Below are 18,947 nucleotides of genomic sequence, written 5' to 3' on the forward strand. Positions count from 1 at the left end.
CACCTCTTTTTCTACTGCAATAATTCCAACAACTTTTTAACTTCTGAAACACCGCCTAAGTGCCCAAATTTACTATTTATTATACTCGGAACTAGTTGCATACTCGTCATGTCATTAAATTCGTGCCACGTTAGTTTATTTTCTTTTCTAAACTTAACAATTTCTCGACGAGTTTTCTCTAATTCTCTAACAAGGAGCTCATCAGCTTGTCTAAAGTTAGTATTTCTGTCAATATCAATGATTTGAGTCAAATCTACAGCTCCGATGGCAGTCTCTGAAACCATACTTCCAGCTGCACCAATAAAATCTTCCGCAAGTAAGAGAGAATCTTTCAAGTCCTGTGGAATAGGTAGATTCCGTATTCCCTCAACAACATCGCCCCACTAGGAATCAATCTCATTCGAGAGTTCCTTCAGCCAGGCTTAGATGGGGCGATAATGTGCCAGAATTCCTTATATGCTACGCTTAGTAAGCGTATTCTGCGATACCAATAAACTCTAATGTCCCAGAACCATTGTTACTTACTTTTAATTCTTCTTTAGAATAATCAAAATCATAAATCAAAACAATTGTATTATAGGTTGTTGATATTTTAGGAAACTGCATAATAATCTCTTCATCGTATGAGAAACCTTCAAGCAAAACATCAATATTATTTTCAGAAACATCAACCCAATCTTTTTCAACTAAATCTCTATCATAGTACGACAAATGAAAGTCTGTCTCAAATTCTGAAGAAATGCTATCCCCATCCTCTTTATTTGAAATTTTGAAGTATTCTTGAAATTCTTCTTGACTGGCAAAATTACCAAGCCATAACGATACTTTTTGTTTCATTTTTAATACCTCCTCAATCCTTCTGGTAAATATAAAATTCCATTTTTCATTCTTCGACTTGCCCATTCATTTAAGAGGAATCAATATCTATTCTTCAATCTCCAAATTCATTTTCTTCGTCATCCAAGACAACTTCCCCTGAACTTTCCCATTCTTCTTTTGTTATTTCGCCACTTTGATACATGAAGTTTTTATTCAATTCAACTAAAATATCATCAAAGTCATCAAAACAATCGATTATTCCCCTAATTCCAGTTAATAGATTATAGAAAGCAATAGTGTAATCTGAATTCTCTGAAGAGGAAATTGTAGTAATGTCTATCTTGTTAAACAATCTTAATCCTTCATAAAAACGATCTTCATATTTTTTTAGAAAGATATTTATCGTATTGTCTATATCTCTGATACTTTCTTCTCTAAGTAGCACACCTTTATTATTCTCATTAAGAATAGTTAATCGTTTCATTACATCTTTTAATTCTGAACTAATCATTTTAATTTCCTCCCAGAAGCTAAATTAAATTTTTTACTATTAGAAGTTCCATCAGGATTAAGAACATCCTTTACTTTACCTCTTTTATTGAATACCTCAAAATGATCTTTATGCCGACCATCTAAGTACAACTTATCTCCTTTTTTTAAAATATCATCTAAACCACAGGACTACGATTTAAATCATAAATATCTATTTGTTTTTTTTCAAATAACATTTCTAATTTTTGATACCCATTCTCAACAAAAAAATGGTACTCCGACTCAGAAATCGGAACTGCAAACAACCAAGTTACATATTCATAATCAAATTCCAAATCGTGCAACTCCCATAAAAATGGGATAGTCAATAACATGTGCTTCATATTAGAATCTAGATAATAATTATCTATTGCATTTAAAAATACAGTCCCTGGCATACAAGGAGATGATCCATCCATCACTTTAAAAGCACAGTCACTTATTATATTTGGAAACAAATCATTCATACTATCTGTTGAACCAATAATTTCTGCTCTTAAAGATTTATCATCTATCTTTTTGTTCAAAGTGTAGTCTGATAACCCAACAGTGGAATAAGAAGATACGTGTTCAATTGGAGAATCATCACCACAAAATATGTCAATTTCTTTTCCAGATTCATCTTTAAATGCATATACTCTTGGAGTACCGCCAACATCATCTAAAAGCTTTCTAGCTATCTCTTTTTTATCATATTCCATAGTAAGTTCCTTTCTTCAAAATCATGAACCAAAATAAAAATCCGTCTTATCTTCACAAATATGACTTCTATTAGATTTTGGTAGCTCTGGTCTATAGCTATTAGGATTATTATATTCATCTAAAAATTGTTTACGAGTTATTTTTCTATCAGCCGCACTTTGTTGGTGTTTTCTAAATTCATGTCCCGGTTTATGTCCCATATCCCAAGGCTCCTCAATATCCATTACCTTTTTAGTAATAGGATTTTTGACAACACCTTGTTCATCCTTAGCTTTATCCCAGACAGTTTCCTTTGCATTCTTCCTATAATAGGGAACAAACTCCAGAGTAAAATCTGGAGTTTGTTTCATCTCTTTATTAGTAGCATCATACTCTGTGATATTCCCTACGGAGAAATGATGAAGTCCATTATTCAATTGGTAAGAAACCGTTACATCTAGCCATATTTCAGCATTATCTACTTCATATCCATATTTAGAGTGTCCTTTTATTTCTAATATCGCTACTACAAGCAAATGAGATTCTATTGCATCACCAACCCACCCGATTTCTTGTCAAAACACTCTTAACGGTAAAATCATCTAGCGCTTTATAGGATATCAAGGATAAAGTATAAGATCTAACTTTTATTTCATCTCTATGAAGGTAGATGTAAAATTTCAACTTACTAAATAGCTCATTATAAAAAGTTTTTTCAATAAATAACTCAAGGAATTTATCACTCATAAATAGGACTTCCCCATTAAACTTTCTAATACTCTTAGCCTCTATAAAAACTTACTCAAAACCAATTACTGTCCACTCATCAATATAATTCCAAAAATTTAAACCTCTTTCAGGCAAATCCATTTTAGACCATAAATAAGCTCCGTTTTCTAATTTAGAATCTATATCCAATACGATATAGTCTCCCATACCATTACTAAAAAATGTAAATAATGCTTCAAGATTAAAATCTATTTGCTTGATATATTCCCATTCATACAAGGATACCGGCTCTATATTTTTGACGGGATCCAATCCCATACTTTTACTTCTATAATCATAAAAACCATTATGAATATTTGTGTAAAAGTTTACTATTGAGCTGTCCAATGACACAAATAAATCTCCGAATTTTTTCCTTAATTCATCGACTGAGACTGGGTTCTTACCTTCATACAGAAGTACATCTTTATTATCATAGGATGAAATTGTATATAATATAGAGTATTCACCATTGTAGAAAATCAAGTCAAGCCGAAGCAAGTATTCATCTAGATAGGAAATTGTATTAGACAATTCTGCTGATACAAATTTCTTCCATTCTGTAAGAAGTATGCTTTTTCTTTCTTTAAAGTCATCAGAAAGAAAGATTTTTTTCCAAAATTGCGGAATATCTGCCGATAAGATTTTAGAGGTTTCCTCTATAATCTCCACTTCAGAATTTGATAGTGTATACTGGCCCAAAATATTTGATAAATTATCCATAATTACTAACCTCTATTATTTAATTAAAAGAATCAATTAAATTTTGCAAAACAACTTCCAATTCTCTTTCCTTGGCTATCATAGTACTTTTAAAATCTGCAGAAATAGGTATATTTTCTTTTACATATCTAGTCCACTCGCTATAACTCTTCGAACCTTTAGATGTGTTTGCTGTTTTGCTCAATCCGATAAAATTCTCTTCATAATTTAGAACATCAAGTTTTTGTTTTAGCGTCATTTTTTCGAAGCCTTCCATTTTTGTAATCCTATCCATTGAAACAATATGGTCAGCTTCTAATCTTTCTCCAATTTCTATAATCTTACCAGGAATAGCTGGATCGGGCATCGGTAACTGGATATCTTTATTCACATTATTTCTAATATTTCTGGATGGTGTCATTTTTCTCAATTTTGCGTATTCTTCATCAGAAATTTTCCGTTCACCATATCTAGCTTTGCCTTCAGATTTTGCTCCTTCTAAGACACTATCTCTAAGCTTACTTGTAGTCCTACTAGAACCACCTACTCCTCGTACTACATCATCCGCATGTTTGCTAGAGAAGTGCATCACATCACGCAGAGTCTTACTCTCAACGCTGAAGGCAGGCATGGTTCCCATACCTCCCGCAAAGGCAACTGCCTCTTTACGAATGCCGACTGGGATTCGGGTATCTAATAATTTCTCGCCAAATTTCCCAATGACATTATTGCTCTTCGCTAGGATATTGTCAACCTTTGATCCCCATTTTTCGACATTTGCGAGAATTCTTGCTTTGGTACTGTTCTTGGCTAAGCTAATCATCTCAGCTGCCTTAGCTCCTAACTTGGTCCCCTTAGCCATCTTACCTACAGCTGCTGGACCGACAAAAAGACTGGCAATCTCAAAGGTCAAGCCTCCTGCATCATAGGCATCCATATGGGTGACCTTATCCCAGAGGGCTTTTCCTGTCTCCTGAGCACGATAAGCTGCCTTATCCGCATAGCTGGCATTGGGATCCTGGCCACGCTGAGCCGCTCCTGGATCCGTCAGAGCAGTGTAAGTTCCTACTCCTAACTCCGCAAGGCTAGACAGGTTATCTGCCGTTCCTTGCAAGTCCCGCTTCATCCACTCTGGAGTTTGACCGCCTGTTAAGCGATTGACGCCATCAATACTGGCAATGCCAATGATCTGAGTCAAATCTACAGCTCCGATGGCAGTCTCTGAAACCATACTTCCAGCTGCACCAATAAAACCTTCCGCAAACAGGAGTGTATCTTTTATCCCTTGAGGAAGCGGTAGATTTCGTGTTCCTTCAACGACATCTCCCCACCAGGAACCAATCTCATTCGAGCGATCCTTCAGCCAAGCTTGGATGGGATGATGACGACGATAAGAAGCTTCTCGCTCAGCGGCTTCTTGTTCTGCCTTGCGTTTAGCAGCCTCAATCGCTTCTGCCTTGGCTTTCGCATACTGCTGATCCATCTCATAAATCGCTTTACCGAGTTCTTCATGCGCCACAAAGTCGGTCAAAATAGGATCACTATAACTCAGACTCTTCACTCTTCCAGCAGCTGCCATCTGGCTACTTAAAGCACTAAAAAGCTGTTCCGTACTGCTGGTTGTCGTCATCTTATCAAAGGCATTGACCTTATTCTTCGTATCCTGAACATACTTCCGAGCTGTCTGGGTATTAGTATAGAAGGTGCTGCTTAAGGGAGCACTCAGGTGATAGAGACTCGAAATACCATCATAGATACTCTTGAAATTGGTATCCATGACCTTATGTTTTTCATCGGCTTCATTTAGCTTCTTGACCGCATCATCCAAAGTTTCTTCTGCCAGAACTGCCGTTGCAGAGGTTTCGCCAACAAAATTCTGAAAATCCGTGATTGTCTTGGAAAACTCAGAACCTAGAAATTCTAAGCTATTCTTTAAGCCAACAATCACGGGGTTATGAACATTATTGATTTCATTCGTAATCGCTTTCCCAACTTCTCCATGCATGGAATTACTGGTGATGATGGCATTCATCCCATTTTTAGCGGTATCCAACTGACTCTGAGCAGTTGCGACCATCTTCATATAGGCCTCTTGGGCTTTCTGAAGCTCCGCAATATCGACATAAAATCCCATTAGCCTTCCTCCTAGTGAACATAAAAAGCGAGGAATCAATATCTATTCTTCAATCTCCAAATTCATTTTCTTCGTCATCTAAGACTACTTCCCCCGAACTTTCCCATTCTTCTTTTGTGATTTTGCCACTTTGATACATGAAGTTTTTATTCAATTCAACTAAAATATCATCAAAGTCATCAAAACAATCGATTATCCCCCTAATTCCAGTTAATAGATTATAGAAAGCAATAGTGTAATCTGAATTCTCTGAAGAGGAAATTGTAGTAATGTCTATCTTGTTAAACAATCTTAATCCTTCATAAAAACGATCTTCATATTTTTTTAGAAAGATATTTATCGTATTGTCTATATCTCTGATACTTTCTTCTCTAAGTAGCACTCCTTTATTATTCTCATTAAGAATAGTTAATCGTTTCATTACATCTTTTAATTCTGAACTAATCATTTTAATTTCCTCCCAGAAGCTAAATTAAATTTTTTACTATTAGAAGTTCCATCAAGATTAAGAACATCCTTTACTTTACCTCTTTTATTGAATACCTCAAAATGATCTTTATGCAGACCATCTAAGTACAACTTATCTCCTTTTTTCAAAATATCATCTATATCTTTAGTCACCTCATAAACACTTTGCCCGTCATATTGTTTCTTCGTCTTTCTAAGACTGTCCCTAATCTTTTTTCCAAAGTCTGTCTCAAAAAACTCCGACATATTATTGACAGCTTGTGTGACTCTCTCCGCCTTCCCAGAACCACCTACTCCTCGTACTACATCATCCGCCGGACAAAATCTTTAATGCGTTTAGAAAAACAATAAATATCTATTCTTTAATTTCCAGATTCATCGTCCTCATCGTCTAAAATTATTTCATCTGAACTGACTAACTCCTCTTTGGTAATTTCACCCATTTTAAATCTGCGTCTTTTGTTTAGATCAAAAATTATTTCATGCAAATCTGCAAAGTAAGAAGAAAAGTTAGCCATCGAAGACAATAACTCGTAATAGAATTGACTGTATTGCTCATCAGCTATACTTTGATCAATTATTTCTTCCTTGAATGCTGAAATACCTGACATAAGCTCTTGAAAGTCATCAGATAGATTATCATCTATCAATTCTTTAAAATCTTTTAATTTTTTATTTTCTTCTAACGAGTATCCTAGCCTCGAATTGAATCGTTTACACACCTCATAAAGTTTATAGATTTCTTCCTTCAATGTAATTTCCTTCCTTTAGCTTTTAATAACTTATCTGTGTTTAAAGTACCATCAAGATTAAGTACAGATTTCAAATTACCACGTTTATCAAAAACTTCAAAATGGTCCATATGTAAACCATCCAAATACAGGTAATCTCCTTTGCGCAAATTTCTATCAATCTTCTTCATCACTTCATAAACACTCTGCCCGTCATACTTCTTCTTAGTCTTTCTAAGGCTTCCCACAATCTTTTTTCCAAAGTCTGTCTCAAAAAACTCCGACATATTATTGACAGCTTGTGTGACTCTCTCCGCCTTCCCAGAACCACCTACACCTCTTGCCACATCATCTGCATGTTTGCTAGAGAAGTGCATCACATCACGCAGAGTCTTACTCTCAACGCTGAAGGCAGGCATGGTTCCCATACCTCCCGCAAAGGCAACTGCCTCTTTACGAATGCCGACTGGGATTCGGGTATCTAATAATTTCTCGCCAAATTTCCCAATGACATTATTGCTCTTCGCTAGGATATTGTCAACCTTTGATCCCCATTTTTCGACATTTGCGAGAATTCTTGCTTTGGTACTGTTCTTGGCTAAGCTAATCATCTCAGCTGCCTTAGCTCCTAACTTGGTCCCCTTAGCCATCTTACCTACAGCTGCTGGACCGACAAAAAGACTGGCAATCTCAAAGGTCAAGCCTCCTGCATCATAGGCATCCATATGGGTGACCTTATCCCAGAGGGCTTTTCCTGTCTCCTGAGCACGATAAGCTGCCTTATCCGCATAGCTGGCATTGGGATCCTGGCCACGCTGAGCCGCTCCTGGATCCGTCAGAGCAGTGTAAGTTCCTACTCCTAACTCCGCAAGGCTAGACAGGTTATCTGCCGTTCCTTGCAAGTCCCGCTTCATCCACTCTGGAGTTTGACCGCCTGTTAAGCGATTGACGCCATCAATACTGGCAATGCCAATGATCTGAGTCAAATCTACAGCTCCGATGGCAGTCTCTGAAACCATACTTCCAGCTGCACCAATAAAACCTTCCGCAAACAGGAGTGTATCTTTTATCCCTTGAGGAAGCGGTAGATTTCGTGTTCCTTCAACGACATCTCCCCACCAGGAACCAATCTCATTCGAGCGATCCTTCAGCCAAGCTTGGATGGGATGATGACGACGATAAGAAGCTTCTCGCTCAGCGGCTTCTTGTTCTGCCTTGCGTTTAGCAGCCTCAATCGCTTCTGCCTTGGCTTTCGCATACTGCTGATCCATCTCATAAATCGCTTTACCGAGTTCTTCATGCGCCACAAAGTCGGTCAAAATAGGATCACTATAACTCAGACTCTTCACTCTTCCAGCAGCTGCCATCTGGCTACTTAAAGCACTAAAAAGCTGTTCCGTACTGCTGGTTGTCGTCATCTTATCAAAGGCATTGACCTTATTCTTCGTATCCTGAACATACTTCCGAGCTGTCTGGGTATTAGTATAGAAGGTGCTGCTTAAGGGAGCACTCAGGTGATAGAGACTCGAAATACCATCATAGATACTCTTGAAATTGGTATCCATGACCTTATGTTTTTCATCGGCTTCATTTAGCTTCTTGACCGCATCATCCAAAGTTTCTTCTGCCAGAACTGCCGTTGCAGAGGTTTCGCCAACAAAATTCTGAAAATCCGTGATTGTCTTGGAAAACTCAGAACCTAGAAATTCTAAGCTATTCTTTAAGCCAACAATCACGGGGTTATGAACATTATTGATTTCATTCGTAATCGCTTTCCCAACTTCTCCATGCATGGAATTACTGGTGATGATGGCATTCATCCCATTTTTAGCGGTATCCAACTGACTCTGAGCAGTTGCGACCATCTTCATATAGGCCTCTTGGGCTTTCTGAAGCTCCGCAATATCGACATAAAATCCCATTAGCCTTCCTCCGTGTTTAAATACGGCTCATAATACCGAACAAAATCCTCACTGCGCATAAAGGCAGTCGATACTTGTTGCTGGGAGAGCTGAGTCGCACGTAAAACATCCTCTGTGAACTGACTTTCCCAGTCGTCACTGTAACCTTCAAAACGAAGTCGCTCAATCATCATGTTACTAACGAAAAAAGCATCCATTCCAGGCATCTCACCCAAAGGCCAGATGCGAGCCAAGTAGTCTACCACATAGTCATCAAATCCTTCTTGAAGAGATGGTACTATAGATTAGTATAAAAAGGAGAAACATCTTTAATGATTTCTTTTGAAAAAGCTGTCTGTAGGGGAAGAATATCAATAGCTTCAGAATACTGCTGATGATTTAAATAATCAACAATAGCAAGACAATCTTTTTCTTCACCATCTACAACGAGCGTTGCTACTGGTTGATCCTCACTAACAACCATCAATAGGTAGACCGTCCGAACACCCGTATTCTGTTGTAAAAATGAAATTAAAGGAGTTGTCAGCCAAGAATAATCTTTACTTGGAACCCCAAATGATACTTGTTTTTTCGTCGTATTCTGTCCGTGGAATAAAGCCGATAGAAGGACTACATTATCAGACATAGGGTTTATAACAATTCCAGCTATTTGATGATTAGACTGAAGTAACTGGATACAATCAGCTAGACGAACAGATTCCAAACGAATAGAATTATTATCACTTATAGGCGGCAGTTGCTCTTCTTGACTCGTTAAAATCGGCAAATAAAAATTTTCTGTTCCATCCTGAATATGGATAATGCGGAACGTCTGCTTATCTACCCATCTTATAGGGACGAACAGCGTCCATTTCTCCATATCTGAAAGAAGTTTCGACCTATTCTCTTCTGTTCGATTCGATGAAAAATGTTGTAAACTATCTTTTATGTTCATTCTTTTTCAATTCCTTATCTAAATCTTGAAGTAAGTAAATGATCTCACTTTGATAATGCGTTGTCTCATCTGCAAACATTCTAACTAGACTTTTAAGATTTATGTTTTTTGCTACTTCTCCACTTTCTACAATTTCATTTGCTAATTGATAAATACTTTGAATTGAGCCTGTAACATTTTTTTGTTTGGGGTACTCTTCTTCAATAATAAAAACAATTTTTTCAGCAATCCGCTTTAAACTACTTGTCATATCTCTTTTCTCCCTCAATTATTGATAATCCATCAATTAGGAACTATTCTAAAATCCGAAATCCATTCTAATGGCCAGTCTTGCGGTAATAATATTTGGTCCGCACCGCCTTTTAGAACAGTCCCTGATAAAGAAATCTTCTGTGGCGCAACTTTTCCAATACTCAGTGTTTCTCCTTTAGGAATTCGAATCTCTACTTCATACATTCGAGTATTTTTCCATTCGGGAAGTAATGCAGTATCAATCTTCGCTTGAATTCTATTTTGTGCAGGGCTGGAAGTTACAAAACCTCCCCCAGCATCAGAATGTCCTCCAAATGTACGATAAACAGTTACTTCTTCTGTTGTCACTACCGTCCGATATTGCCCATCCTGAAATGAATCCACAATCCATGATGGAAGGTCAGCCTTCTCTATTATTTTTACACTACCATCAATATCTGTAGGGTATTTAATTTGATTTTCTTTTCTTAAATACTCCCCGAAATTAGAACTTTCCCGTGCAAGTCGACTTTGCCTAAGATTTTCAAGAATCCGCTCTTTATCAAAGGGCTTCTCTGCCACTCTCACTGCATCATCCGCATGTTTGCTTGAGAAGCGCATCACATCACGCAGAGTCTTACTCTCAACGCTGAAGGTAGGCATTGCTCCCATACCTCCCGCAAAGGCAACTGCCTCTTTACGAATGCCGACTGGGATTCGGGTATCTAATAATTTCTCGCCAAATTTCCCAATGACATTATTGCTCTTCGCTAGGATATTGTCAACCTTTGATCCCCATTTTTCGACATTTGCGAGAACTCTTGCTTTGGTACTGTTCTTGGCTAACTGAATCATCTCAGCTGCCTTAGCTCCGAGTTTCGTGCCCTTAGCCATCTTACCTACAGCTGCTGGGCCGACAAAAAGACTCGCAATCTCAAAGGTCAAGCCTCCTGCATCATAGGCATCCATATGGGTAACTTTATCCCAGAGGGCTTTTCCTGTCTCTTGAGCACGATAAGCGGCCTTATCCGCATAGCTGGCATTGGGATCCTGGCCACGCATAGCCGCACCTGGATCAGTCAGAGCAGTGTAAGTTCCTACTCCTAACTCCACAAGGCTAGACAGGTTATCTGCCGTCCCTTTCAAGTCCCGCTTCATCCACTCTGGAGTTTGACCGCCTGTTAAGCGATTGACGCCATCAATACTGGCAATGCCAATGATCTGAGTCAAATCTACAGCTCCGATGGCAGTCTCTGAAACCATACTTCCAGCTGCACCAATAAAACCTTCCGCAAACAGGAGTGTATCTTTTATCCCTTGAGGAAGCGGTAGATTTCGTGTTCCTTCAACGACATCTCCCCACCAGGAACCAATCTCATTCGAGCGATCCTTCAGCCAAGCTTGGATGGGATGATGACGACGATAAGAAGCTTCTCGCTCAGCGGCTTCTTGTTCTGCCTTGCGTTTAGCAGCCTCAATCGCTTCTGCCTTGGCTTTCGCATACTGCTGATCCATCTCATAAATCGCTTTACCGAGTTCTTCATGCGCCACAAAGTCGGTCAAAATAGGATCACTATAACTCAGACTCTTCACTCTTCCAGCAGCTGCCATCTGGCTACTTAAAGCACTAAAAAGCTGTTCCGTACTGCTGGTTGTCGTCATCTTATCAAAGGCATTGACCTTATTCTTCGTATCCTGAACATACTTCCGAGCTGTCTGGGTATTAGTATAGAAGGTGCTGCTTAAGGGAGCACTCAGGTGATAGAGACTCGAAATACCATCATAGATACTCTTGAAATTGGTATCCATGACCTTATGTTTTTCATCGGCTTCATTTAGCTTCTTGACCGCATCATCCAAAGTTTCTTCTGCCAGAACTGCCGTTGCAGAGGTTTCGCCAACAAAATTCTGAAAATCCGTGATTGTCTTGGAAAACTCAGAACCTAGAAATTCTAAGCTATTCTTTAAGCCAACAATCACGGGGTTATGAACATTATTGATTTCATTCGTAATCGCTTTCCCAACTTCTCCATGCATGGAATTACTGGTGATGATGGCATTCATCCCATTTTTAGCGGTATCCAACTGACTCTGAGCAGTTGCGACCATCTTCATATAGGCCTCTTGGGCTTTCTGAAGCTCCGCAATATCCACATAAAATCCCATTAGCCTTCCTCCGTGTTTAAATACGGCTCATAATACCGAACAAAATCCTCGCTGCGCATAAAGGCAGTCGATACTTGTTGCTGGGAGAGCTGAGTCGCACGTAAAACATCCTCTGTGAACTGACTTTCCCAGTCGTCACTATAGCCTTCAAAACGAAGTCGCTCAATCATCATGTTACTAACGAAAAAAGCATCCATTCCAGGCATCTCACCCAAGGGCCAGATGCGAGCCAAGTAGTCTACCACATAGTCATCGAATCCTTCTTGAAGAGGCATCTTGCGGCCTGAAATCGTAACGAGTGGTCCTGGTCCCTCCGCTAAGCTCTTCTGGAGTTCTTCTGGCAATAACTCCAAATCTAGCTCAACAACAGAACCTAAAGGATAAATAGGACTGTAGACACTGTCCACAATCCCCATGAAATCCTGTAAATCCGTGATGGAAAATAGTTGATCTAGTTGATTATAATGGATCTGAGCTTCCTGCTTTTCATAATCAAAATGACAAGTAAAAGTTGCACCAAAACTTGGCACATACTCATAGACATCCTCTAATTTTCTCAGAGCCTTATAGAGTCCCTTTAATATCTGCGGACGCATTCCTAATTGTTGACCAAGTTGAATTAAAGTATCATCTACTTCGAATGTCTCTCTCGTACGACTAGTAATAATACTTGTAAAAATCTTATTCTTATCGTATTGAACCATTACTTAAACCTCACATTGGCTGTATTCTTATCAAACTGACCGGCCATGGCTTTATCATCAGCCACAATCTTCTCACCAACCGTAATCATTTGAGAAGTACGCTCCATTTCAAAATCCTTATAATCACTCAGAATTTTTTTCGCTTGTTCTTGAAGGGTCTCAAAAGATTTCATCCGATTCAAGGTAGTTTTTCCAATCTTTGTCACTTGAATGTCTGATACAGATGCGACCTTAGTCCGTGCTGAGGTAACAACACGTTGCCAAGAAGCCGAACTGATTCCTATTTTATCCATCTATCCTACTCCCTAAAAAATAGCTGCCAAGAAGCTTTCAACCGCATTCCAAGCACTTCCAATAGCACCACCTAAATCGCCTAGCTCCAATTTTCGCTTTGCGATCTCTGCATCCAACTTCGCCAAATTCATTTCATGCTCATTTTGATGCGTATTCATCGTCGTCGCAATTTTCGATAAAGTCTTATCAAATGTATCACGTCTTGTCCCTTTAAAGGTATCTGTAGAAATAGTTGTAGAGTATTGAGAAACTGTATTGCGGAACTCACTATAGGATTGAATTTGCTTAGAAAGTTCTTTTCTAGCAGATTCTAACTTCTCAATCTCTGCTTTTTTCTTATCGTATGCTTTCTGGTACTGATTCGCCAAACTTTCATAACGACTCGCTTGCGCCCGATTATAAGCATTACTAGCAAGCCGCTTTTCTTCAAAATCACTCATCTTTATACCTCTTTTGACTAAACCTTACAGTTAATAGAATTATATCAAAAATTCTGATGTTTTACCATAAGGAGAATGAAAAATAAAAGTAAGTCAAATGACTCGCTTTCATTCACTGATAAGTTTGATGCGATAACCATCTCGGCTGGTGAAGTAGTTGTACTCATCGACTCCGACAACGAACTCTGTGAAGCTACTCTGGTAAAAATAATAGTATAAAAATGATACTATTTCGTTCTTCCTTTTACCACTTTCTCCTTGTTTTCCTCCAACCACTGTAGATAAAGCTTTGCATAGCGTTCTTCCTCATCATTACGGTAACCTTCAAATATGACTTCGTCAATATCTTCTTCGTTAAAATAATAAATCTCTTCTGGTTGCCGTCTGCTAGGTAAACAATACTCCCTAATGGTAATAACATTTTATGCCTCCTGTTTATTTTTAATAATATGAAATTTAAAACGATTTAAATTATATTGTATTGATATAGCATAGATAAATAAAATTGAATAACCTCCAATAAAGGTAAATAATAGCAGAGTGAGATAATTTGAATTGAAAATCCCAATGAAAAGACACCCTGAGAAAAGCAATATAAAAGTTATTAAATGTTGAATAACCTTAAAAAATGAGGAATTAGATCCTTTCTTATTTTCTTTTATTGTAGCTCGTAATAATAATGCATCCTGAAAATTAAATTTAAGAGTTTTATCCATTCCTAAATTTAAAACTAGAAAAATTAGCAAAGCTCCGATAAAAAATAAAATAAGAATAATTCGCCATGAAGAAAAAATCATGGGATTATTTGCGAATTTTGGAGGAAAGAATAAGAGCCAAAATACCAAAACAATAGACACAATATCAAATACTTTCCTAAAATTTTCTAACCATATATTAAATGGCTTTACTTCATACTGTTCAACTTGTTCCGTCACATCATAAATTAAGTATTCCGTATTATTATACGTATTAAATCTCCACAAATAATTTCGGATGTCCTTTGGATTAAAATAATCTATTACATAAAGACGGTTATGGACTTCTATTAGATAATAACGGTTATCCAGCCGCCCACTACACGGGCTACATAGTTAGCTTTTTTCTCCATTATCCAAAAACTCCTTTAATTGCTTTGAGTGGATTGCTAAATGATTTTCCGATATTAGATATTCCTTTTCCTATTCCGTTTAAAAGATCTCCTGCACCATCAACTACAGCTCTAAATGGTTTTACATTTTTATACAGAGCTTTTACACCTACAGAAACAGCAGAACCAACCACAACAGCTCCAACTAGACCAACAACAACTGGAGCTCCAGCCAAAGCTGAACCCACAGCAAGACCGGCTACCCAGCCAGCTGTTCCAGCCGTTAAGCCATAACTAACTGCTCTACCAACATTATGGTATTCTTTATAATGGTCACTTCCTTCTGACCACATTCCTAGAGCAACAAGTCCTCTTCCACCCCATTTAGCAACATTTCCAAGAACTTTACTGGTAGAATTCGGTATTTTTTTCAGCGTGCTAGTTAGCCAATTTCTCATTTTTGAACTATCTTTTATAAATCTCCCTGCGGCATCACGCGGTTGCAAAGCCGCCGCCAGTGAACGACCTATATTTTTAGATTCCTCAATAACTTTCCCTTTAACATGATCCAAAAAAGCTCCTATAGTTTCTTTAGAAAATTCGCTTCCAACCATGGCCTCCGTAAGGCTACTCTTGATCGATACTACTAAAGCTCAAGTGTCAATCTTGGATATGAGATATTCTTTTTCTCTACTATAAATTTCTCCTGCAACTGTTCCTCTGCTTCATCAATATATCCCTCAAACCAAATCTTGTCAATATTTTCATGATTGAAGAAATAAACTTGATTATCCGTATTTCCAGAAGGATAAAGACAAGCTGAATAGTCAAAATATCCAATTGTTCCTCGACTATTGTAAAGTGGAAACCGATTTATAATCATCACTTTAGTATCACCGTTCTGTAGTTGAACAACACTTCCAATAGGTAAATAATTACTCATTCTTTAACTCCTTTATCAATTGATTTAAAATAATATATCGTTCTTTCGTTTTTGTATTTAAGAATAAACAAAAAGGAAAAAGTAAACCGACGGAAACAAATAAGAATAAAAAGATTGATGTCAGTAAATATAGAATAGCAGAAATTGTAACTATTAGAAATAAAGATATGATAGTTATCATCGCAATCTTAGCATTTCTTTTTTCTTGATGAAGAAATATACCATATGATTCTCTCGACAGGTATAAATCAGATAATTCTATCCCTCTATACAACTTTTTAACGTAGATTCGCGAAACAGAAAAAACTGCAATTGTCCCAAATATCAGTATTAAAATATTAAATAATAAAATATTTATAAATAGATATTGATTTAACCATCTAACTATTGGCAACATAAACAGTATAATCATCACTAAGAAAGATTGACTATAGCTGCTTTCTTTTTTATCTATCCTGATTAGTAATTTTTGACTGCTTTTATCATAAAAAACAGATTGCTTTTGATAGATTCCTACAGGAATAATTTCGTAATTATCTTTCATCATCTCACCCAAATACACTTCCCAAACCACTCATCATTCCTGTAAAAGCATCGCCGATATTTTTTCCAACATCATTGACCGTCTTTCCTATTGTATCAGCTGCATGCTGTATGTTACTAATGGTATCATCTATAAAAGGTTTTGCAACACTATCATACACCCAGTCAAAAATCATTGATCCTGCAACTCCTGCAACAAAACCTATTGCTGCTCCACCTACTGTACCAACCACCGGAAAAGCACTACCTATAGCTGCCCCAACTTTAGCAGCGCCAATACCAATCGCTACATGTCCTCCAGTCTTTACTGCTGCATGACCAATATTTTCTCCATCTGCAACTTGCATGCCAAAATCCACTGCAGCCCCTAGAGTCTGTACGCCATATTTAGCAACTCCTTTAACAAATCCACTATATATAGGATTAACATCAACTGGAATAGTATAAGTCCCACCGCCTGAAACAGCTCCCAGCAAACCATATTGCATATTTTGGGGACTATGTGTCAACCATTCCCAAGAAGATTGAATAAACGCATTTATAGCTTTATCTGTCATAAAACTTTTTAAAGCTTCTTGACTAAACGCTCCAAATAAAGACGATAAATAAGATGGCAAGTTTTGATTCGATGAACCATCCTCTCTATTTTCTAGACCAGGTGGGATTTCCTCTCCATACTCCGCCTTCTTAGTCACCTCCCTCGCAAGAGCCTGCAATTCCTCAATCCCTGCCTTGTCCTTGTCAAATGCAACGCCTGGATGATTCTTCTGGAAGTAAGCCCTTGCTAGGCTATCCACTTTCTGGTGATAGCGGTTTGCCGCCTTCTTGAAATGAGGATTACGATAGATATCAAGCGCTTCAGGATTACGATAAGGGCTGGCCATGGTAACCGTCCCACTCACCTTCGTTAAGCCCTTATTTTGATTGTTTAAAATCGCATCTAACTCACTTGTGGCCTGCTTGCCATTGAAGGCAGCCAGGCGCTTCTCCGTCTCGGAAAGCGACTGTTTCGACGCCTCAATAGCCCGATCTAGCTTATCCTTGCTGGGAGCTTTCAGTAAGATCAAGTCAGAAATTTCCGTATAATATTTATTCGTCGCATCCATATCCCGGACAATGGAGGAATGGAGACGATCCACACTCTGCTTCAAGCTAGTTAAGGCCTCACTGTTGATGACAGCTGTTGCGCTTTTCTCACCGACTGTTGATTCAAAGTCAGAAATCAGATTGTCAAACTCAGTATAAAGCAGATTAGAATAATCCACATAACCCTGAAGGAGAGGGAGGTTATAATAGTTCAACTCATGGTTAATCGCAGTCTTGACATCACCACGCAGCGCTTGACTCGATGCAAGACTCTGCGCAGTCGACTGTGCCTCAGCCAAATCAGACTCGAAAGCTTGGGTCTGTTTATAGAAAAAATCCTTTAAACTTTCCAACTCGCTACGCTTGATTTTCATCGTCTAACTCCTCCTGTAATCGTAGATAAAAGTGGGAAGGAATAGCTGTTTTCATTAATATTTCCCGTAATTGACCGACATAGGAACTTTCTTTTTCTGATTCCGCATAACCCTGAGCGATGATTCGTTTGATCATGGTCTTATGAATCGCCATCGGTGGAAGGTCTGCTTGAAACCCAAGAGGCCAGAACTGTGCTAAATAATCCACATAAGCTCCGTCGAAAACGACTTTTCGCCCCATAATCATGACATAAAGTGGCTCATCGCCTAAAAGTGACGCTACTAGCTCTTGAGATAGCTGCTCCTTATCAATCTCAACCAATGTACCCAAGGGAAGAATATCGCTATAAACCTTATCAACCCCATCTAAAAAATGGACAAACTCACTTTTAGATAACGTAATCTCAGCCTCGTTCCGACAAATATACACTTCTTTCGGTAAAAAAGTCACTTCAATATCAGCGCCAATCCGCGGATGATAAATATAGTTTGGCTTTTTATCCAAAAAAGCTTTTACGATTGCCCCCAATACCTCTGGACGATTTTTTAAAATAAAAGCTATCTGATGTAAAAAATCAGTAGTGGGAAATGCCGTATTACCGTCACAATACTCTTTCCAAATTTGTTCTGCTGTCTTCATTTTAATCGAATCCCATCTTGAAATCCATCTGCTCCTGAACGATCATCCAACAACTTATTCTCAGAAACCCTAAGCATATTAGAGGATTGAGAATTCACATAAGTTCGATATTTTATGACAGATGTATTTAAATTCTGAATGGCTTGATTAAAGTTCTTAAAAGGAGACAAATCTGTATAGGAAAAAGGGAGAGTAGATAGTGGACGAACAGAGGTAACATCCGAATGATAATGTCCGACCTGTCCAGCCCATTCTTCTGTTTGGACATAAATTTCTGCTTGACCTGACATACTAGTCCTCCTCCCAATTCAAGCGATGATAGTATTCAATCTGGCTATTTAGACTATTAATTTTGGCCTGGCAATCTTCAATATTCCCATTATATTCTGATATTTTAAAGCGAATACTCTTACGATTCATTTCTGTATCTGTCAACCAAGTTGTAATCGCATCGGAAATTCCTGCTAACGTTTTATCAAAATCTTCCCGACGAGTCCCTTGAAAATCAGTTGTAGAGTGCTTATTCAAATCACTCGCAGAAGTCTTGTTTTTACTAACAACATCCATCTGACTCTGGATACAATCATTCGCAGACTCTAAACGCTTTATCTTATCCTCATAAGTACGTATATCCAAACGGATCCAACGAATTTGCGCATGACAATTCGCAATAGCACTATCATATCGTCCCATACATAAACTCCTCCACTTTTTCTCTAATTATATCAAAAATTCCGATGTTTTACCAT

At 38.0% G+C, this 18,947-nt stretch carries 27 protein-coding genes; all 27 read right to left on the bottom strand.

Annotated elements, in window-relative coordinates; translation table 11 throughout:
• Positions 1 to 11: 11 nt before the first annotated feature.
• The 27 genes from FQT28_RS05105 to FQT28_RS05270 all read right to left on the bottom strand — a co-directional run bounded on the left by FQT28_RS05105 (position 12) and on the right by FQT28_RS05270 (position 18,891).
• Positions 12 to 335: an HNH endonuclease gene (locus tag FQT28_RS05105; RefSeq protein WP_207918322.1), complete on the bottom strand. Its 324-nt coding sequence runs from the start codon at positions 333 to 335 to the stop codon at positions 12 to 14.
• 130 nt (positions 336 to 465) lie between these two features.
• The gene (locus tag FQT28_RS05110; RefSeq protein ID WP_132973462.1) at positions 466 to 837 is read right to left on the bottom strand and encodes an immunity 22 family protein; all 372 of its coding nucleotides are present in this window, start codon (positions 835 to 837) and stop codon (positions 466 to 468) included.
• A 94-nt stretch (positions 838 to 931) separates the two neighbouring features.
• Positions 932 to 1,330 carry a hypothetical protein gene (locus tag FQT28_RS05115; RefSeq protein ID WP_004262746.1) on the bottom strand — a complete coding sequence of 133 codons (399 nt, stop codon included), beginning with the start codon at positions 1,328 to 1,330 and terminating at the stop codon, positions 932 to 934.
• A 157-nt stretch (positions 1,331 to 1,487) separates the two neighbouring features.
• Positions 1,488 to 2,051, bottom strand: coding sequence for a suppressor of fused domain protein (locus FQT28_RS05125; protein WP_143989613.1), 564 nt, complete (start codon positions 2,049 to 2,051; stop codon positions 1,488 to 1,490).
• 21 nt (positions 2,052 to 2,072) lie between these two features.
• Complete coding sequence (locus tag FQT28_RS10215) at positions 2,073 to 2,567, bottom strand: HNH/ENDO VII family nuclease (protein WP_313769806.1); 495 nt, start codon at positions 2,565 to 2,567, stop codon at positions 2,073 to 2,075.
• A 262-nt stretch (positions 2,568 to 2,829) separates the two neighbouring features.
• The gene (locus FQT28_RS05145) at positions 2,830 to 3,522 is read right to left on the bottom strand and encodes a hypothetical protein (protein WP_084946706.1); all 693 of its coding nucleotides are present in this window, start codon (positions 3,520 to 3,522) and stop codon (positions 2,830 to 2,832) included.
• A gap of 19 nt (positions 3,523 to 3,541) precedes the next feature.
• Positions 3,542 to 5,635, bottom strand: a complete 2,094-nt coding sequence (locus tag FQT28_RS09995) for a T7SS effector LXG polymorphic toxin (RefSeq protein WP_221928127.1) — start codon at positions 5,633 to 5,635, stop codon at positions 3,542 to 3,544.
• Between the two features lie 49 nt (positions 5,636 to 5,684).
• Positions 5,685 to 6,083, bottom strand: a complete 399-nt coding sequence (locus FQT28_RS05165) for a hypothetical protein (protein ID WP_143989615.1) — start codon at positions 6,081 to 6,083, stop codon at positions 5,685 to 5,687.
• Entirely contained in the window at positions 6,080 to 6,349 is a 270-nt protein-coding gene (locus FQT28_RS05170) for a hemagglutinin (RefSeq protein WP_143989616.1), read from the bottom strand. The genes FQT28_RS05165 and FQT28_RS05170 overlap by 4 nt, the downstream gene beginning before the upstream one ends.
• A gap of 116 nt (positions 6,350 to 6,465) precedes the next feature.
• Complete coding sequence (locus tag FQT28_RS05175) at positions 6,466 to 6,855, bottom strand: hypothetical protein (protein ID WP_000656834.1); 390 nt, start codon at positions 6,853 to 6,855, stop codon at positions 6,466 to 6,468.
• Complete coding sequence (locus tag FQT28_RS09940) at positions 6,852 to 8,756, bottom strand: T7SS effector LXG polymorphic toxin (RefSeq protein WP_185952356.1); 1,905 nt, start codon at positions 8,754 to 8,756, stop codon at positions 6,852 to 6,854. The genes FQT28_RS05175 and FQT28_RS09940 overlap by 4 nt, the downstream gene beginning before the upstream one ends.
• On the bottom strand, positions 8,756 to 9,001 hold the full coding sequence (locus FQT28_RS05195) for a DUF4176 domain-containing protein (RefSeq protein ID WP_002879517.1): 246 nt from the start codon (positions 8,999 to 9,001) through the stop codon (positions 8,756 to 8,758). Before FQT28_RS05195 ends, FQT28_RS09940 begins: the two co-directional genes overlap by 1 nt.
• 32 nt (positions 9,002 to 9,033) lie before the next feature.
• Positions 9,034 to 9,690 (bottom strand): enhanced serine sensitivity protein SseB C-terminal domain-containing protein, encoded by a 657-nt coding sequence (locus FQT28_RS05200; RefSeq protein ID WP_084946721.1) that lies wholly within the window; start codon positions 9,688 to 9,690, stop codon positions 9,034 to 9,036.
• Complete coding sequence (locus FQT28_RS05205) at positions 9,674 to 9,940, bottom strand: disulfide bond formation protein (RefSeq protein ID WP_084946697.1); 267 nt, start codon at positions 9,938 to 9,940, stop codon at positions 9,674 to 9,676. Before FQT28_RS05205 ends, FQT28_RS05200 begins: the two co-directional genes overlap by 17 nt.
• A gap of 32 nt (positions 9,941 to 9,972) precedes the next feature.
• Positions 9,973 to 12,087 carry a T7SS effector LXG polymorphic toxin gene (locus tag FQT28_RS10125; RefSeq protein WP_143989617.1) on the bottom strand — a complete coding sequence of 705 codons (2,115 nt, stop codon included), beginning with the start codon at positions 12,085 to 12,087 and terminating at the stop codon, positions 9,973 to 9,975.
• Positions 12,087 to 12,791, bottom strand: a complete 705-nt coding sequence (locus FQT28_RS05215) for a DUF4176 domain-containing protein (RefSeq protein ID WP_084948586.1) — start codon at positions 12,789 to 12,791, stop codon at positions 12,087 to 12,089. Before FQT28_RS05215 ends, FQT28_RS10125 begins: the two co-directional genes overlap by 1 nt.
• Complete coding sequence (locus tag FQT28_RS05220; protein WP_000357787.1) at positions 12,791 to 13,084, bottom strand: hypothetical protein; 294 nt, start codon at positions 13,082 to 13,084, stop codon at positions 12,791 to 12,793. Before FQT28_RS05220 ends, FQT28_RS05215 begins: the two co-directional genes overlap by 1 nt.
• Positions 13,085 to 13,096: 12 nt before the next feature.
• On the bottom strand, positions 13,097 to 13,525 hold the full coding sequence (locus FQT28_RS05225) for a DUF5082 domain-containing protein (RefSeq protein WP_070842359.1): 429 nt from the start codon (positions 13,523 to 13,525) through the stop codon (positions 13,097 to 13,099).
• A 227-nt stretch (positions 13,526 to 13,752) separates the two neighbouring features.
• Positions 13,753 to 13,941 carry a DUF4176 domain-containing protein gene (locus tag FQT28_RS10220; RefSeq protein WP_398575137.1) on the bottom strand — a complete coding sequence of 63 codons (189 nt, stop codon included), beginning with the start codon at positions 13,939 to 13,941 and terminating at the stop codon, positions 13,753 to 13,755.
• Positions 13,942 to 13,947: 6 nt separating this feature from the next.
• Entirely contained in the window at positions 13,948 to 14,460 is a 513-nt protein-coding gene (locus FQT28_RS05235) for a hypothetical protein (RefSeq protein WP_260663452.1), read from the bottom strand.
• A 172-nt stretch (positions 14,461 to 14,632) separates the two neighbouring features.
• Positions 14,633 to 15,226, bottom strand: a complete 594-nt coding sequence (locus FQT28_RS10135; protein ID WP_260663453.1) for a hypothetical protein — start codon at positions 15,224 to 15,226, stop codon at positions 14,633 to 14,635.
• A gap of 32 nt (positions 15,227 to 15,258) precedes the next feature.
• The gene (locus FQT28_RS05245; protein ID WP_084948595.1) at positions 15,259 to 15,555 is read right to left on the bottom strand and encodes a DUF4176 domain-containing protein; all 297 of its coding nucleotides are present in this window, start codon (positions 15,553 to 15,555) and stop codon (positions 15,259 to 15,261) included.
• Complete coding sequence (locus tag FQT28_RS05250; protein WP_239822341.1) at positions 15,548 to 16,129, bottom strand: hypothetical protein; 582 nt, start codon at positions 16,127 to 16,129, stop codon at positions 15,548 to 15,550. The genes FQT28_RS05245 and FQT28_RS05250 overlap by 8 nt, the downstream gene beginning before the upstream one ends.
• The gene (locus tag FQT28_RS10140) at positions 16,104 to 17,558 is read right to left on the bottom strand and encodes a T7SS effector LXG polymorphic toxin (RefSeq protein WP_143989618.1); all 1,455 of its coding nucleotides are present in this window, start codon (positions 17,556 to 17,558) and stop codon (positions 16,104 to 16,106) included. The genes FQT28_RS05250 and FQT28_RS10140 overlap by 26 nt, the downstream gene beginning before the upstream one ends.
• Positions 17,542 to 18,198, bottom strand: a complete 657-nt coding sequence (locus FQT28_RS05260; protein ID WP_143989619.1) for a DUF4176 domain-containing protein — start codon at positions 18,196 to 18,198, stop codon at positions 17,542 to 17,544. The genes FQT28_RS10140 and FQT28_RS05260 overlap by 17 nt, the downstream gene beginning before the upstream one ends.
• Positions 18,195 to 18,488: a penicillin-binding protein gene (locus tag FQT28_RS05265; protein WP_143989620.1), complete on the bottom strand. Its 294-nt coding sequence runs from the start codon at positions 18,486 to 18,488 to the stop codon at positions 18,195 to 18,197. Before FQT28_RS05265 ends, FQT28_RS05260 begins: the two co-directional genes overlap by 4 nt.
• A 1-nt stretch (position 18,489) precedes the next feature.
• On the bottom strand, positions 18,490 to 18,891 hold the full coding sequence (locus tag FQT28_RS05270) for a YwqH-like family protein (RefSeq protein WP_143989621.1): 402 nt from the start codon (positions 18,889 to 18,891) through the stop codon (positions 18,490 to 18,492).
• Positions 18,892 to 18,947 lie beyond the last annotated feature (56 nt).

Origin of the sequence: Streptococcus oralis, from assembly GCF_901543815.1 — a bacterium.
Taxonomy (GTDB): Bacteria; Bacillota; Bacilli; order Lactobacillales; family Streptococcaceae; genus Streptococcus; species Streptococcus oralis_CM.